Source organism: Myxococcaceae bacterium JPH2, assembly GCA_016458225.1.
Classification (GTDB): domain Bacteria; phylum Myxococcota; class Myxococcia; order Myxococcales; family Myxococcaceae; genus Citreicoccus.
Map to the genome: position 1 here is coordinate 533,848 of JAEMGR010000001.1, position 16,010 is coordinate 549,857.

The window sequence follows — 16,010 nt, forward strand, 5'->3', positions numbered from 1 at the left end:
CAGTTCAGTCCGGCGCCAGGAAGTCGAGCGGCTGCGGATGTTCTGCTTCGCAATCGTGTGAGCCGCGCACCGTAGGGGTTCTGGAACACCCACGGCGCATCCACGCCCCCCGGCCCAGGACTCCATGACCTCTCGCCCCGCCTTCCTCGGCCCGCCCCGCGCTTCCGTGCGCAGAGGGCTCTCAGCGCTGGTGCTGTCCGCCGCGGTTGCGCTCACCGCGCCCGCTGTCGCGGCCCCGCGCGCCCCCGCTGTCGCGCCACCGCCGTTCACTCAGGTCATCGAGCGCGAAGTGCCGGCCCTCATGAAAGAGGCCCACATCCAAGGCACGGCCGTAGGACTGATTGTTGGCGGCAAGCTGGTCTACGCGAAGGGCTTTGGCTTCGCGGACCATGCGGGCAAGGTGCCCGTGACGCCCGACACCGTGTTCGTCGCCGCCTCGCTGTCCAAGCCGATCGCCAGCTGGGTGACGATGCGCTTGGCCGAGCAAGGGCGCGTGCAACTGGATAAGCCGGTCGCGGAGGTGCTGTCGCCGTGGCCTTTGGCGCAGAACCAGTTCGACCATCGCCTCATCACGATCCGCCGCCTGCTCTCGCACACCGCGGGCACGACGTTGGGCGGATATCAGGGGTGGCTCGACTTCAAGGAGCTCCCGAGCCTGGAAGAGTCGCTGGCCGGCAAGACCAATGGGCGCGGCGCGGTGGAACTGTTCGCGCCGGTCGGTGCGAAATTCCAATACTCCGGGGGCGGCTACACCCTGATGCAGCTGGCCATCGAGCGGACCACGAAGCGCAAGTATTCGGACCTGGCGCGCGAGCTGGTGTTCCAGCCACTCGGCATGAAACACAGCAGTGTCGCCATGACGCCGGCGGTCCTGGCCGGCGCAGCGGAGGGACACGACGATGATGGCAGCCCGGTGCCGCCGCGTTACTACGTCGAGCAGGCGCCTTCGACCCTCACCACCACCGTCAACGACTTCGCCCGGTGGATGATTGCCGGGATGGAGAAGACCGCGGGCGCGCATCCACTGACCCAGGCGCAGCTCACGCAGATGTACACCCCCGCGGAACTGAGCACGCCGCGCGCTCCCAACGAGGCGGTCTACGGCCTGGGCCACTTCATCGAGCGCCTCGGCGACGGGAGCACCGCCGTCGGTCACGACGGGCGCAACCAGGCTGGCTTCCGCGCCAAGTTCTTGATGCGCCCTCAATCCGGCGACGGCATCGTCTTCTTCAGCAACTCCCGCAGCGGCCTGGCTTTGGACCGCGTCATCTGTCTATGGGGCGCCGACGTGGCCAAGGTCGATCCGGCGACGACCTGCAAGAAGTAGCGGCGGACCGTCCGCGCTGATGAACATGCATCAGAGATGCTGGTGCATCACGAACGCATCGACATCGCCGGCGGTGGGATGGTGGAACGCGAGCGGCAGCCGGCCGATGATTTCAAACCCGAGCGCCTGCCAGAGCTTCACGGCGCGCTCGTTCGTGCTGACGACAAAGTTGAACTGCATGGCGCGATAGCCTCGCGCGCGTGCATATTCCAGCGAGTGCGCGCACATGCTGCGCGCGATGCCTCGGCCCGTCGCGGCAGCGCTCGTCATGTAGCCACAGTTGCAGACGTGTCGGCCGCCACCCGACTGGTTCGGACGGATGAAGTAGGTGCCAAGGATGACACCGTCCTCCTCGGCGACGAACGTCTCCTTGTCCGGTCCCATCCAATAAGCCAGTGCGTCCGCTTCGCTCATGTTCGCGTCGAGCGCGTACGTCGTGCCTTGGCGAATGGTGGGGATGATGATGGCGGCAATGCCAGTGGCATCGACCGATTCGGCTCTCCTGATGCGCATGGCGCAAGCTTACTGGCGCAACGCAGGTAAGCAACGCCCGGCCACCTGCGATGTGGCCGGGCGTCGAGGACAGGTCTCGCCTACTGGTGGTTCTGGCTGAAGATCTCCATCACCTTGAGGGCGTGCTGCGGGCTCGCGAGCGTCATGAAGTACGGAAGAAACTCAGACATCACGTCGTGCGTGCCGTTCTTCAGGAACAGCTTCGGCGTCGCGCCGGTGTGAACGTAGAAGATGGTGTCCTTTCCGTCCGAGACGCTGTCGTAGAAGTCCCAGAAGGTGGCCGCCACCCAGGCCTCGTTCTCGTTCTTCGTGGTGCACGCCCCAAAGCTCTCCGGATGCTCGATGTCCGTGAACCCCTGCGACGTCGGAGTCTGATTGCGATCGACCCCCGCCCAGACCGGCATGAAGTCTGCGAAGCCCTCCGAGAGCGCCACGCCCGTGTTCACGCAATCGGGCCAGCCGTGGCTCTTGCCTCCCCCGTCCGGCAAGTAGCCGTCCCAGTACTTGTTCGCGAGCTGATGCGCCAGTTCGTGCGCGAACGTTGAACGACTGCTCGCCGCCCCGGGGATGAGCCAGATTTCATCGCCTGCCGCACAGCTCCAAGGCTTCTTGTTGGGCTGGCCGCAATCCTTGACGGTGTTGGGGAAATACACCGTGATGCTCTTGGACTTCACCGGATCGATGCCCTCGCCCTTGGCCTTGAGCGCCTCCCAGAAACGCATTCCCGTCCGATACACCTCCCCGAGTCCGGCCAGGTCGCTGTTGGCCAGCTTCGCCACCTGCGTGAACTCGTTGAGCACCTTGTTGCTCACCGGCGTGTACTGCGCCCCCGAGGTGAACTGGTAGTAGGCGCCGTCCATGTTCCGGAGCGTGTAATAGACGTTGCGCGGCTCGTAGGTGATGACGATGGGGAAGAGCGTCGGGACCGCCGGCAGGTTCAAGCTCCACGCGCCGTTCGGCTGCACGTTCGTCTTCGCGATGGGCACCTGGATGGAGCCAATGGTCATGTGCGCGTACACCCGCCAGCCCCACCCCGGATGCTTGCTCCCATCCAGGCCCGTGAAGACAAACGAGCCCACGGCCGTCATGCCCGTCGCGATGCCTCCCCCCAACGTCTGAACCTTGGCCAATCCCTTGTTCGCCTCCATGGCCCGCGCGATGCGCTCGTCCACCGAGCGCTGCGTGAACTTCGCGTCGTCCGCCTCCACGTGGCGCACCGAGGTGTCTCGCGGCGGAGGAAGCGGCAGCGTGGGTGAGTCCTCCTCCCCGCTCTCTCCCGGGCTGTCCTTGATCATCTCATCCGTGTTGACCGCCAGCTGGTCCGGCGTCCAATGGAACTCCGTGGTGTCAGCCCCGTCTGGGAAGGGAGTGGACGCCACGGTCGGAAAGACGAACATCAGGTTGCCGTCCTCATCCTTCTCGCGCGCCGTGGGGCGGACGAACAGGTTCTCGTACGTGTCGACGGCGTAGGTGCCGTCGCGCACCTCGAGGTCAATCGAGCCATCCACGCTCGCCACCGGCGCACCGTCCCGGCTGAGCAGGTCCACGGGAACCGTCACGTGATAGAGGCCATCGGTGCGGACCGCCATGCGGAAGGGGACCTTCACCGACTCGCCGGGCTTCAAGAGGAAGGGCCGCTCGCTCACCTCGACGACGTAGCCCAATGGGCTGCTGACCCTCCGCGCCACGGCGTTCACCTCCACCGAGTTGGGATTGACGACCTCGATCCACCCACTCATGTCGGAAGCGCGCCCGCGTGGCGCGTCCAATGCCGGGGTGACCTCCGACAGCTGAGGTGTCCGGGCCAGGGACGGGCCCGTGGCGAGACAAGCGGCCACGAAGGCCCCCTTCACCAACGAAAGGCGTTTCATGCATTCCTCGGGATTGATGGGAGTGACCGAGCCGGAAGCGACTTCGGTCACTCCCCAAACGAAGCACCGCGGCGATCTTCCATGTCCTGTCTGATTTGCCCTTCAGCCGACAAGGTCCCGGCCACGTCGCTCGCGCGCGGGATGTGATTTTCCAGCGCCAGGGTTCAACCCGAGGCACTGGCGCACGCCAGGCTCCCGGTGGCGGACACCGCCCTCCACGCGACGCTGGCCGAGGCCGCCGCCCGGTGGCATGACTCGCCCATGGCCCGTGACGTCTCCTTCTTCGACCACCTCGGCGCGCTCATGGCTCAGGAGCGCGACGCCGAGAAAGCCCGCGTCTCGGCGCTCGCCCAGGGGCTCACCCTGCGCGAGCGCGAGGAGCAGGGCCTGTCCCTCCTCGACCTCGAGGCCATCGAAGAGGACGTGGGGCTGGGCGGTCGCATCCTCATCACCCTCGCCCGCGCCGACCGGCGCCCCCTGCCGTCCCGCCTGTCCAACGGAGACTTCGTCGCCGTCTTCCCGCGCCGCGCCGAGGTGAAGGAGCCCGCCCGCGCGCTCGTGTCTCGCGCCACGTCCACCCGCATCCAGCTCGCCTTCGACCGCGCGCCGCCGCCGTACCTCCACGAAGGACTGCTGCGCCTGGACATCGTCCCCAACGACGTGACGTTCGAGCGCGTCCGCGCCGGCCTCCAGCGCGTGAAGGGCATGGACAAGGGCACCGAGCGACGCCGCCGCGAGGTGCTCCTGGGCAACGAGCCGCCCCGCTTCGACACGACCCGGGACTTCACCCCCACCCGCCCCCTCAACCCCGAGCAACAGGAGGCCGTCACCCGCGCGCTCGCCGCCGAGGACTTCTTCCTCGTCCACGGCCCGCCAGGCACGGGCAAGTCCACCGTGCTCGCGGAGGTGGCCGTTCACGCCGTCGCGCGCGGAGAGCGGCTGCTGTGCACCGCCGCGAGCAACGCCGCCGTGGACCACCTGCTCGACCTGTGTCTGGGCCAGGGGCTGCGCGCCCTGCGCGTGGGCCACCCGGCCCGCGTCGCGCCGCGCTTCCAGGAGCACACGCTCGACATCGTGGTGGAGGAGCACCCGGATCGCGTCATCAGCCGCGAGCTGTTCGACGAGGCCTTCAGCCTCTTTGGCTACGCGCGCCGCCAGCGCAACCAGGGCCGCAGCCGCGAGCGCTTCTCCAACGCCCGCGCCTCCACCGCCGAGGCCAAGGACCTGATGGATGAGGCGCGCAAGCTGGAGAAGCAGGCCCTGCGCTCCGTGCTCGCCCGCGCGCAGGTCGTCTGCGTGACGCTCGCCAGCCTCGGCTCGGGCATCCTCGCGGGCGAGGAGTTCGACCGCGCGCTTCTGGATGAAGCCACGCAGGCCACCGAGCCGCTCGCCCTGCTCGGCTTCCTGCGCGCGCCCAAGGTGGTCCTCGCCGGAGACCCGCAGCAGCTGCCGCCCACGCTGCTCTCCCAAGAGGCCGCCAAGGCGGGCCTGGGCGTCAGCCTCTTCGAGCGACTGCTCAAGGACCACGGCGACGGCGTCAAGCGCATGCTGCGCGAGCAGTACCGCATGAACGCGCGCATCATGGCCTTCCCCTCTCACGAGATGTACGGCGGCGAGCTGCGCGCCCACCCCTCCGTGGCCGACCGCACCCTCGCGGACGTGCTCCCCTCCAGCGAGGGGCTGGACGTGCCGCCCGTCCTCTTCCTCGACACCGCGGGCAAGGGCTTCGACGAGGAGGTCGAGCCCACCACGAACAGCCTCTTCAGCCCCGGCGAAGCGGACCTCGTGCTCGCGCGCGTGAAGGCCCTGCTCGCCGCGGGACTCTCGCCTCGGGAGCTGGCGGTCATCACGCCCTACGGCGCCCAGGCCCGCCGGCTGCGCGAGGCCGTGGAGCCGCTCAGCCCCGAGGTGGAGGTGGACACCGTGGACGCCTTCCAGGGCCGCGAGAAGGACGCCATCCTCGTCAGCCTCGTGCGCTCCAACGGCGAGGGGCAGATTGGCTTCCTCAATGACTTGCGCCGCATGAACGTCGCCCTCACCCGCGCGCGGCGCCACCTGTTCGTGGTGGGCGACTCGGCGACGCTGAGCGGCCACCCGTTCTACGCGCGCTTCATCGAGGGCACGCAGACCGACGGAGGCTACCGCTCCGCCTGGGAATGGCCCGACGCCGTCTGAGCCCTGTCCACTCTTCAACGGCGCCATCGCCCCCCGGCCCTACGCAAGGTCTGCGGGAGGGGGGTCGAAAATTGTCGAAATCCTGAACAATTTTTGTCACCCGGGATGTCACTCCCAGTCTCAGGCCCCGAATATCAGGCATTTATCGAAAGCCCTGGCGCCGGCATGGCGGATGCTTTCACCGCGACGTGGGAGGGAACCATGTCGCAAGCCCCGATGGTGACGAAGGAGAACGACGTCTGGGTCATCCGCCTGGAGCGGCCCAACGGGAAGACGCAGGAGTATCGGTGCGCGACGGAGAATCAGGCTCGGCAGCTCGCGCTGGTGCTGGGCAAGCCGGACTCGGGGGGCCCGCCCCGTCCTCCCGCCGAGCGGCGCTAGGCAGCCCGCCAGCGACGCGCTAAGGCACGCCGAGGAGCCTCGCGTGCCCGCACCCTTCGAGTCCCGGACCCTCGCCGCCGAGGGCCTCTCCTTGCACCTTCGCCAGCGCCACGCGGTGGGCTCGCCCGCCGTGCTGTTCCTGCACGGCTGGCTGGACCACTCGCACAGCTTTGATCCGCTGCTGGAATACCTGCCCGCCCACTGGCACGTGGGCCTGCTGGACTTCCGCGGCATGGGGCGCAGCGGACACGCGCCGCTCGGCGCCTCCTATCAGTTCGGGGACCACCTGCTGGACGTGGAGGCCGCGCTGGATGGGCTGGGCCTGGAGTCCGCGCACCTCGTGGGCCACTCGCTGGGCGGCATCGTCGCGCTGGCCTATGCCGCCGCGCGCCCCGCCCGCGTGAAGTCCGTCTCCCTCATCGAGAGCCTCGGTCCGAGGGGAGGTCCCGCCGAGGGCGCGGTGGGTCGCCTGCGCGGCTTCCTGGAGGACTCGCGCCGGCCGCCCAACCGCAAGCGCTACCCCACGGTGGAGGCCGCCGCCGCGCGCCTGCGAGAGAACACGCCGTCCCTGCCCGAGTCCGCCGCTCTCCTGCTCGCTCGCCACGGCACCCAGCCGCACCCCGAAGGTGGACTGACCTTCACGTTCGATCCTCGCCAGCGCCGCCGCTTCGGCCACGGCTTCGACGAGGCGCAATGGCTGGCCATCGAGGCCACCGTCACCTGCCCCGTGCAGCTCATCCGAGGCAGCGAGGGACTCCTGCCCGACTCCTCCTGGCTCCACTCGCGCATGGCGGCGCTGAGCACGTTGGCGCAGCCGCCGCTCGTGCTGCCAGGCGGCCATCACGTCCACATGGAGCAGCCCGAGGCCACCGCCCGCGCGCTGGCCGCCTTCATCGCCTGACGCCGGGAAACAAGCCCACGGGAAAACCTTTCCCCGAGGGGACATCCCGCTTCCCTCCATCGCCTGGACAACCGCGGCGCGCCCTCAAGCTCCTGATTTCTGGACGCCGCGTCAGCGCGCGCGCGTTGGTACGCGAATTGATTGGGGTGGGATGAGCTGACGCGACCTGAGCATCCGTGTGTGTGTTGGGACAAGGGTGGGGAGCGGACGATGACGATGGGCGTGAGGGGGCGGGCCCTGTTGGTGGCGGCCCTGGCGCTGGGAGGGATGGCGTGTCACGACAACGCGCGGATCCGCTCGGTCCAGGCGACCGCCGTGCTCGACACAGACGCCATCGACTTCGGTGACGTCCCAGTGGGCGAGTGGCGAGAGAAGCAGGTGCGCATCCGCAATGTCGGTTACGTGCCCTTCTTCGCCATCGACGCGCTGGGGCTGGCAGGCAACCCGTCGTACCAGGTGGAGCTGGTCAACGGCAGCGGCCGGGTGATGCCCGGCGAGTCTCACATCGTCCAGGTGCGCTTCCATCCCCTGAGCGAGGGGCTGCAGGAGGAAATGCTGCATGTGTCCACGGACGCCAACGTGGGCACCACGCAGCAAGTGGAGGTGCATGGCCAGGGCACGCCCACGAACATCGGATTGGAGCCGGCCGACCTCGACTTCCAGACGTTGGAGGTGGAGAGCGACCGCACGCTCGACGTCACCATCACCAACCCGGTGGACCTGCCCCTCACCTTGACGGTGCGCGGCGACGTGCCCGACCCCTTCAGTCCAGACACCGTCACCATCCCGCCGCACGCCACCGTGAAGGTGAACACCACCTATGCACCGCATGCGCTGGGGACCATGGGCGCGCGGCTGGAGGTGACGTCCTGCGGGACGTGCACGCCCTCGAAGGTGGGGCTGACCGGCAACTCGGTGCCCAGCGCGTTCGTGTTCGACCCGGCCCCCGTGCCGTTCGATCAAATCCCGGTGCATGAGCGCACCGAGTCCTTCACCCAGGCGCGCAACGTGACCTGGCGCCCCGTCATCATCTCCAGCCTGGCCACCAGCGACCGCGCCTTCGTGGCGCTGTCCAAACCCGACGGCGTCACCGTGCAGCCCGGTGAGGTCGTGCAGATGCGCATGGAGTTCGCGGCGCGCTACTCGGGCCCCAACGTCGGGGACCTGACGGTGCACTACGAATCCGACAAGCCGCGCGAATCCAAGGTCGTGCTCGACGCGCGCGGCGGTCGGCCCACCCTGGCGGTGGCGCCGGTGGTGATGGACTTCGGCGAGCTGCCGGTGGGCGGCAAGCTGGAGAAGATCCTCCGCATCACCAACGCGGGCAGCAACGGCGCGCTGAAGCTGCTCGGCGTGCGCGCCGAGGGTGACGCGCCTCAGTTCAGCGTGGACGTGCCCATGCGCGGCGCCCAGGGCTACCCGTGGAAGGCCGGCGCCTGGCCCGCGCTCCAAGCCGACGCGCTGCCCATCAATCCCGGCGACGACGCCCTGGAGCTGAAGGTCTACTTCGAGCCGCGCGCGGAGGGCTCCTGGTCCGCCACGCTGGTTGTGCAATCGGATGACCTGTTCAACCCCGAGCGCGCCATCACGCTCACGGGGCGGGCGCGCGCCAGCGGCCCCTGCGTCTACGAGCTCTTGCCCCAGCCCAGCCTGGACTTCGGCAACGTGGTGCCGGGCATGGGCGCGGTGCTGGGCTTCTACTTCCACAACCCCGGCGGCGCCGAGTGCGCCGTCAAGGACATCCACATCTCCAAGGACGCGGGCGGCGCCTTCTTCATGCCGGGCGGACCGCTCACGGGCGGGGTGGTCCTCTACGACACGGCCTTCAGCGCCATGGTGGCCTTCAAGCCGCTCACGGCCGGCGTCTATGAGGGCGAGCTGCGGATGACGGTGAACAATCCCAACTACCCCACCGTGACGCTGCCCTTGCGCGGCCAGTCCATGAAGAGCTGCCTCGTCGCCGCGCCCGCGTTCGTGGACTTCGGCGCCATCCGCTTCGACTGCGCCGCCACGCCGCGCACCACGCTCGTGTCCAACCAATGTGGCGAGCCCGTCACGGTGGCCAGCGCCGAGATTGGCAACGGCACCAGCACCCAGTTCTCGCTGCTCAAGCCCTTCACCACGCCGCGCGTCCTCAAGCCCGGCGAGGGCTTCGAGCTGGAGGTGGGCTACGAGCGGCGAATCCTCGGCCAGCACTTCAGCCCGCTCTACCTCCACACCGACACCGAGCCCACGCCCTTCCTCATCCCGCTCCAAGCGGAGACCAACCACGAGGGGCTCCAGGTGGACCACTACACCCAGGGCGCCACCAGCCAGCTCGACGTGCTCTTCGTCGTCTCCAACACCACCACCATGGAGCCGTACCAACAGCGCCTGCGCGACGCCATCCCGGGATGGCTGGAGCGCGCGCGCCAGCAGAACGTGGACGTGCGCGTGGGCGTCACCAGCACGGGGCTCGTGCCGCGCGGTCCCGCGTGCGGCGGCGGCGCGAACGGAGGCGAGGCGGGCCGCTTGATTCCCGTGGACAACAGCCGTCCGCGCGTGGCCTCCAGCACCAACCCCAACGCCGCGGCCATCATCCAGGCAAACCTGGACGTGGGCCTGTGCCACAACCTGGTGCAGGGCCTGGAGACGATGCGCCAGGCCCTGTCCGCCCCCCTGGCCGAGCAGGTGGATGATCCGCGCACGCCCCAGCCCGATGACGGCAACTGGGGCTTCTTCCGCACCGCGGCCCGGCTCGCGGTGGTGGTGCTGGCGGACGAGGATGACCACTCGGGCTTCGCGCCGGACAGCTACGTGCAGTTCCTCCAGTCCCTCAAGGGCACGGGCAGCATGCACCGCAGCCAGCTCCACGGGTGGGTGCCGCTCGACGGGCGCTGCACCACGGCGGGCGGCGTGGCCCACCGCTTCATGTCCGTGGCCCAGGGCACCGGCGGCGAGCTGGCCTCCATCTGCGACGACGACTACCGCGTGCTGTTGGATCCGCTCATCACCCGCGCCGGCGACCCCGACACGGACTTCCCGCTCAGCGCCTCGCCCACCGGCATCGCGGAGATGACGGTGCGCGTGCAGGGGCAGGAAGTGCCCGCCGAGATGTGGACTTACGACGCGAAGCGCAACGCCATCCACTTCCACCCGGGGGACACGCCCCGGGCCGGCCAGTCCGTGGAGATCTCCTACCGGAGCACCTGCAAGGCGCCGTGAGCTCGGCACAAAAGGCCGATCGAAGGCTTCCGCCCTCGGGCCCGGCGCGGCTAGTCTGCGGGTCGAAGTGGAAACGTTCGGGCGCTACGAGCTGCTGCGCAAGCTGGCCATCGGTGGCATGGGAGCCGTTTATCTGGCCCGCCAGAAGGGGCCCGTCGGATTCCAGAAGCTCCTCGTGGTGAAGCGGCTGCTGCCGCACCTGTCCGAGGACGACGAGTTCCTCGACATGTTCCTGGACGAGGCGCGCATCGCCGCGCTCCTCAACCATCCCAACATCGCGCAGATCTACGAGCTGGGCGACGTGGATGGGCAGTACTACATCGCCATGGAGTACGTGCAGGGCGAGGCGCTCGGCACGCTGATGACCCGGGCCTCGCATCGCCAGGGCGGCATGCCGCTGGGGCTCAAGTGCCGCGTCATCGCCGAGGCGGCCGCCGGGCTCGACGCCGCGCACAACGCGCGCAGCCCCTCGGGCCGCAAGCTCGCGCTCATCCACCGGGACGTGTCGCCGCAGAACGTGCTGGTGGGCTTCAACGGCGGCGTGAAGCTCATCGACTTCGGCGTGGCCAAGGCCTCCGGCAAGCTGTCCCAGACGGTGGTGGGCACCATCAAGGGCAAGCACGCGTACATGTCCCCGGAGCAGGCGCGCGGCGAGCCGCTGGACTGCCGCTCCGACGTGTTCGGCCTGGGCACCGTGTTCTACGAGCTGCTCACCGGCATGCGCCTGTTCAAGCGCGCGGACGAGATGTCCACGCTCAAGGCCGTGGTGAGCGCGAAGATCCAGCCCCCTTCCGAGCTGCTGCCGGACATCCCCAAGGGCCTGGACGCCATCGTCTTCAAGGCCCTGGCCCGCAAGCGCGACGAGCGCTACGCCACCGCCGGCGAGCTGCAGCTGGCCCTCGAGGAGTTCCTCCTCCAGGAGAAGCTGCACGCCACCACCGCGCACCTGGCCGCCTTCATGCGCGAGCTGTACGCGACCGAGCTGGAGGAGGACCGGTTCGCCACCGAGCCCACCGTCATCCACTACGAGCCGCGCCTCGCGGCCAAGGCGCAAGCCGCCGCGGCCCCACCGCCCGCGAAGCCCGCCGCCGCGGCCGCCACCAAGTCGGCGCCCAAGGCGCGCGCCCTGCCCAAGCCCGCCAAGAGCGCGGACGACGGCGCCACCCCGGTGAAGCGTCCCGCGAAGCTCGGCCCTTCGGAACCCGACAAGTAGGGCGCGGCCCTTAGAGACTCGCGAGCGCCACGCGGTACAGCGCGCGGTAGCCCATGCGCGGCGCGACCTCGAAGCGCTCCGCGTTGAAGATGTCGCGCAAGAGCGCCTGACCGTCCGGCGCGGCCTGAAGCCCCAGCAGCGCGGACTCGAGCGTCGTCACCAGCTGCGGCGCCAGGCCCATGGCCACCGGCACCCCGTCATTGGGCGCCTCGTCGGTGTAGGCGATGAGCTCGAAGCGAGCGCCCGCGCCCGGACCCAGCACGTCCTCCACGCCCGTGGCGAAGGTGAGACCCGTGGAGGCAGGGGGACAGAAGATGCTCGTCACGTCCGCCTTGCCCTCGAGCACCGCCTCCAGCGCGCCCCGGTACGAGCCCGTGAAGTGCTGCGCCGCGAAGGCCCGCGCGGGCTCCAGGCCCTGCGTCTTCAAGTAGGCCGTGGGCAGGAGGTAGCCGCCCACCGCGTCCCGGTCCACCCAGGCCGCGTTCGTCCCCTTGAGGCGCTCCACCGAGAGGCCCGCGCCCGCCCGGCACACCAGCGCGGAGCGGTAGCTGGACATGCCCCGGCGCACCCCGCGCACCAGCACCCGCACGCCCATGGCCTCCATGCGCGCGCACACGAACGGAGGCGCCCAGGCCGCGTCCGCCCGCCCGGACAACAGGTCCTTGGCGAGCGTCTCGTAGCTGGGCGCCATCGAGACCTCGACCAGCTTTCCCAGCGCCCGCTGGAGAAAGGCGGAGAGCCGCTCGGCGCGCTCCCTCGCCATCTCACTGCCCAGCGAGGGCGGCAGCCCGAAACGAAAGGAGTGACGCGACGTGGGGGGAACGTGCACGGTCATGTAGACCCTGCTTACCCCTCCCAGCCCAGGCGCGCCACTTCGTCATCGGCGAGCCCGAAGGTCGCCTGGAGCAAATCGAGGATTTTCTGCTCCGCCGTGCTCGTGCGACCCGACGCGTGGGCAATCTTCGTGGCCAGCCGGAAGGCCTTCACCCGCTGCGCGTGGGTGGAGAGTCCCTGCGACAGCACGTGCAGCCGGTGCGGCAGGCCCTCCGCCGAGAGCGCCACCACGGCCTCGCTGACGAAGCCCTGCGCGCGCTCCGGGCTGACGTTCTGGAAGAGCGGATCCGCCGCGAAGCTCTCCACCATCGAGCGCGCCTCGGCCTCCTTCAGCTGGCCGTCCGCGGCGAGCACCAGCACCATCACCTCGGCGTAGAGGCGCTCCAGCGGCTCCCCCAGCGCCTCGGCCAGGCTGCCGCCCTGCTCGATGACGTCGATGATCTGCGCGACCTCGTCCTCGGAGATGCCGAGCGCGGCCTGGAACGTCTTCAGGAGGCCCAGCTCGTCGCGGGTGGCGCGCTGATCCGCCAGCGCCACGGCCGCCGCCAGCCCGAAGGCCAGCATCCGGTTGCGGTGGTCCGGCAGGCGCTTGCGCAGCGACGCCAGCACCGTCTCCAGGTTCTTGGCCTGGGCCAGCCGCTGCGCGCTGGACTCCACCAGCTGGTTCAGCTCCTCGGGCCGGGTGCCCTCGAACTCGGGGCGCTCCAGCACCCGGGCCAGCAACGTCTGGAGCTCGCGCTGCGACACCCGACCGTCGGCCATGGCCGCCAGCAGCATCACCTCCACCAGCGCGGCGTTGCGCTCCCTGCGCGCACTCATTGCCTGCTCTCGAGCCATGGACTGGCGCTCCCTTGCGTGTCGTCGGTTGGGGTGGGGGAATTCAGCGGATCCGGATTGAGCGTCTGGTCGAGCAGGTGCGTGGGGCGCACGTTGGACATCGCGTTGAGCAGGCTCTGGCGCACGTTGGGAATCTCGCGCCCCAGGTCCTCCACCAGCTTCTGCATCCGCTTGCGCTGGAGGTTCTCCTGCGAGCCGCACAAGTCACAGGGGATGATGGGGAACTGCATCAGCTCCGCGAACTTGGCGATGTCCTTCTCCGGCGCCAGGCACAGCGGGCGGATGACCACGTTGCGCCCGTCGTCGCTGCGCAAGAGCGGCGGCATGGCCTTGAGGCTGCCCGCGAAGAACATGTTGAGCAGCATCGTGTGGATGAGGTCGTCCCGGTGGTGCCCCAGGGCAATCTTCGTGCAGCCCAGCTCCACCGCCGCCGTGTAGAGGATGCCCCGGCGCAGCCGGGAGCACACCGAGCACTGCGTCTTGCCCGGCGGCGTCTTCTCCAGGACGATGCTGTAGGTGTCCTCCTTCAGCATCTTGTAGGCGTAGCCCTCCTTCTGGAACCAGCCCTCCAGCTTGTCCGCCGGGAAGCCAGGGTGCCCCTGGTCCAGGTTGACGGCGAGCAAGTCGAACTTCACTGGCGCGCGCTGCTGCAGCTGTCGCAGCAGGTGAAGCATCGTGTAGGAGTCCTTGCCTCCGGATACACCCACCATGATGCGGTCCCCCGCCTCGATGAGGCGGTAGTCCGCGATGGCTCGGCCCATGTGGCCAAGCAGACTCTTTTCCAGACGCTGGACGTCATTCATCGGCGCGGCCATCCTAGCCACGGCCCGGGAAAAAACACGTCAATCAGGAGCGCCGGTCCGCTAGCCTGCCGAACGCGATGCCAACCTTCCCGCAGGGTGCCTTGGACGTAGTGGATGCACCGGGGGCCCAGGCCGCCGTCCGTGCGCTGGAGGCCGCGCCCGAAGTCGCCGTGGACCTGGAGGCGGACTCGATGCACGCCTTCCGCGCCCGGCTGTGCTTCCTCCAGCTCGCCACCGATTCGGAAGTCTTCCTCCTGGACACGCTCCAGCCGGGCGTGGACGCCAGCCTGCTCGCCTCGCTGATGGCCGACCCGGCGCGCACCAAGTACTTCCACGCCGCGCAGGGGGACCTCCAGTTCCTCGCCGAGGTGGGCGTGCGGGTGCGCGGCCTCTTCGACACCCACCGCGCCGCGACGCTCTTGGGCTGGCCCAAGGTGGGGCTGGCGGACCTGGCGCGCGAGCGGCTGGGCGTGGAGCTGCCCAAGGAGCACCAGCAGTCGGACTTCTCGCTGCGCCCGCTGCCGCCCGGCATGCGCGACTACATCGCCAACGACGTGCGCTACCTCTGCGAGCTGGGCCGCCAGGTGCGAGAGGCCTGCCGCGAGGCGGACATCCTCGAAGAGGTGCTGCTCGACTGCACCCGCATGTGCGACGAGGCCGTGGCCCGGCCGGACGTGGGCGCGGACTTCAAGCCCAAGCTGCCGCGCTCGGGCCTGTCCACGGCGCAGCTCGCCCTGGCGAACGCCATCGCCCAGGCCCTGCACCGCAAGCGCCTGGAGTGGGCCGAGCAGGACAACGTGCCCATGGGCCGCATGCTGTCCAACATGGCCGTGACGGACCTGGCGGTGAAGCCCCCCAGCAATCCGCGGGAGCTGGCGCGCGCCGCCGGCGTGCGAGGCGCCTTCGTGCGCGCCCACGGCGACGAGGTGCTCACCCTCATCCGCGAGCAGTTGGAGAAGGCGCGCCGAGGCGAGCTGGAGACCGACGCCGAGCCCCGCGGCCCGCGCGACCCCAATCGCCGCAAGCGCGAGGAGGCGCTCAAGGCGTTCCGCGTGGAGAAGGCGCTCGCGCGCAAGGTGACGCCCAGCGCGGTGCTCACCAATCCCCTGCTGGAGGCCCTGGCCGCGCGTCCGCCCGCAACGCTGGAGGAGCTGGCCACCCTGCCCTACCTGGGCGAGAAGCGGGTGCGCCTCTACGGGCAGGAGCTGCTCGCGCTGCTGGCGCCCCTGCCCGTGCTGGGCGGCTGAAGCCTCAGCGCTTGCGCGCCAGCAACATGCCGTCGCGCACGGTGAGCATCACCTTCTCCACGCGCGGATCCGCGGCCACCTTCTGGTTGAAGGCGACGATGGCGTGGTCCTGCGCGGACTCCGGCTGGAGGACCCGGCCGCTCCACAGCACGTTGTCCGCCACCACCAGTCCGCCGGGGCGCAACAGCGGCAGCACCGCGTCGTAGTACGCGGCGTAGTTGCCCTTGTCCGCGTCGATGAAGGCCAGGTCGAACGGGCCCTTCAGCGTGGCCAGCGTCTCCAGCGCGGGCCCGAGCCGCAGGTGGACCTTGTGCCCATGCGGGCTCCTCGCGAAGAAGCGCCGGGCCACCTCCGCCACGCTCGGGTTGAGGTCGCAGGTGATGAGCTCCCCGTCCGCCGGGAGCGCCTCGGCCATGCACAGCGCCGAGTAGCCCGTGAAGGTGCCGAGCTCCAGCACCCGCCGCGCCTGGAGCAGGGCCACCAGGAGGCGCAGGAAGGTGCCTTCCATACGTCCCACCTGCATGTGCGGCGACGCGACCTCGGCGTACGTCAGCTCGCGCAGCTCCTCCAGCAGCGGGGAGACGTGCTCGGTATGGGCTTCCGCGTAGGCCTCGATGTCTGGGGGGACAAGCGTGAGCTGTGCCATGGCCACCGTTTAACACGCGCCTCACTTCGGGTTGCCGCGCGCGCGCGCGGCCCTACCG

13 protein-coding genes are annotated in these 16,010 nt (G+C 69.5%); 7 read left to right on the plus strand and 6 right to left on the minus strand.

All coding sequences use genetic code 11. The annotated features are described in order from the left end of the window. Nucleotides 1-124: 124 nt before the first annotated feature. Nucleotides 125-1,327, plus strand: coding sequence for a beta-lactamase family protein (locus tag JGU66_02265; GenBank protein ID MBJ6759569.1), 1,203 nt, complete (start codon nt 125-127; stop codon nt 1,325-1,327). Nucleotides 1,328-1,357: 30 nt separating this feature from the next. On the opposite strand, the gene JGU66_02270 is transcribed toward JGU66_02265, so the two are convergent. Beyond that, nucleotides 1,358-1,840 (minus strand): GNAT family N-acetyltransferase, encoded by a 483-nt coding sequence (locus tag JGU66_02270; GenBank protein ID MBJ6759570.1) that lies wholly within the window; start codon nt 1,838-1,840, stop codon nt 1,358-1,360. Nucleotides 1,841-1,920: 80 nt separating this feature from the next. Next, a complete protein-coding gene (locus JGU66_02275) occupies nt 1,921-3,579 on the minus strand; it encodes a hypothetical protein (GenBank protein MBJ6759571.1) in 1,659 nt (552 codons plus the stop codon). Nucleotides 3,580-3,972: 393 nt separating this feature from the next. Between JGU66_02275 and JGU66_02280 the strand changes: the two genes are divergently transcribed. The 5 genes from JGU66_02280 to JGU66_02300 all read left to right on the plus strand — a co-directional run bounded on the left by JGU66_02280 (nt 3,973) and on the right by JGU66_02300 (nt 11,585). Continuing rightward, a complete protein-coding gene (locus JGU66_02280; protein MBJ6759572.1) occupies nt 3,973-5,886 on the plus strand; it encodes an AAA family ATPase in 1,914 nt (637 codons plus the stop codon). 201 nt (nt 5,887-6,087) lie between these two features. Next, complete coding sequence (locus JGU66_02285) at nt 6,088-6,267, plus strand: hypothetical protein (protein MBJ6759573.1); 180 nt, start codon at nt 6,088-6,090, stop codon at nt 6,265-6,267. A 43-nt stretch (nt 6,268-6,310) separates the two neighbouring features. Further along, entirely contained in the window at nt 6,311-7,168 is an 858-nt protein-coding gene (locus tag JGU66_02290; protein MBJ6759574.1) for an alpha/beta hydrolase, read from the plus strand. Between the two features lie 210 nt (nt 7,169-7,378). Then, nucleotides 7,379-10,372 (plus strand): choice-of-anchor D domain-containing protein, encoded by a 2,994-nt coding sequence (locus JGU66_02295; GenBank protein ID MBJ6759575.1) that lies wholly within the window; start codon nt 7,379-7,381, stop codon nt 10,370-10,372. Between the two features lie 67 nt (nt 10,373-10,439). Next, nucleotides 10,440-11,585: a serine/threonine protein kinase gene (locus JGU66_02300; GenBank protein MBJ6759576.1), complete on the plus strand. Its 1,146-nt coding sequence runs from the start codon at nt 10,440-10,442 to the stop codon at nt 11,583-11,585. Between the two features lie 10 nt (nt 11,586-11,595). On the opposite strand, the gene JGU66_02305 is transcribed toward JGU66_02300, so the two are convergent. From JGU66_02305 to ttcA, 3 genes are read right to left on the minus strand one after another with little or no spacing between them, the layout of a single operon-like run. After that, nucleotides 11,596-12,420 (minus strand): phosphate/phosphite/phosphonate ABC transporter substrate-binding protein, encoded by an 825-nt coding sequence (locus JGU66_02305; protein ID MBJ6759577.1) that lies wholly within the window; start codon nt 12,418-12,420, stop codon nt 11,596-11,598. Between the two features lie 11 nt (nt 12,421-12,431). Further along, on the minus strand, nt 12,432-13,256 hold the full coding sequence (locus JGU66_02310; GenBank protein ID MBJ6759578.1) for a TerB family tellurite resistance protein: 825 nt from the start codon (nt 13,254-13,256) through the stop codon (nt 12,432-12,434). Then, nucleotides 13,235-14,071, minus strand: coding sequence for a tRNA 2-thiocytidine(32) synthetase TtcA (gene ttcA, locus JGU66_02315; GenBank protein ID MBJ6759579.1), 837 nt, complete (start codon nt 14,069-14,071; stop codon nt 13,235-13,237). The genes JGU66_02310 and ttcA overlap by 22 nt, the downstream gene beginning before the upstream one ends. Before the next feature lie 65 nt (nt 14,072-14,136). Here ttcA and JGU66_02320 point away from each other — a divergent pair, with 65 nt between their 5' ends. Then, the gene (locus JGU66_02320; protein ID MBJ6759580.1) at nt 14,137-15,306 is read left to right on the plus strand and encodes a ribonuclease D; all 1,170 of its coding nucleotides are present in this window, start codon (nt 14,137-14,139) and stop codon (nt 15,304-15,306) included. Nucleotides 15,307-15,310: 4 nt separating this feature from the next. Here the strand turns inward: JGU66_02320 and JGU66_02325 are convergent, their stop codons facing one another. Beyond that, the gene (locus tag JGU66_02325) at nt 15,311-15,952 is read right to left on the minus strand and encodes a class I SAM-dependent methyltransferase (GenBank protein ID MBJ6759581.1); all 642 of its coding nucleotides are present in this window, start codon (nt 15,950-15,952) and stop codon (nt 15,311-15,313) included. Nucleotides 15,953-16,010 lie beyond the last annotated feature (58 nt).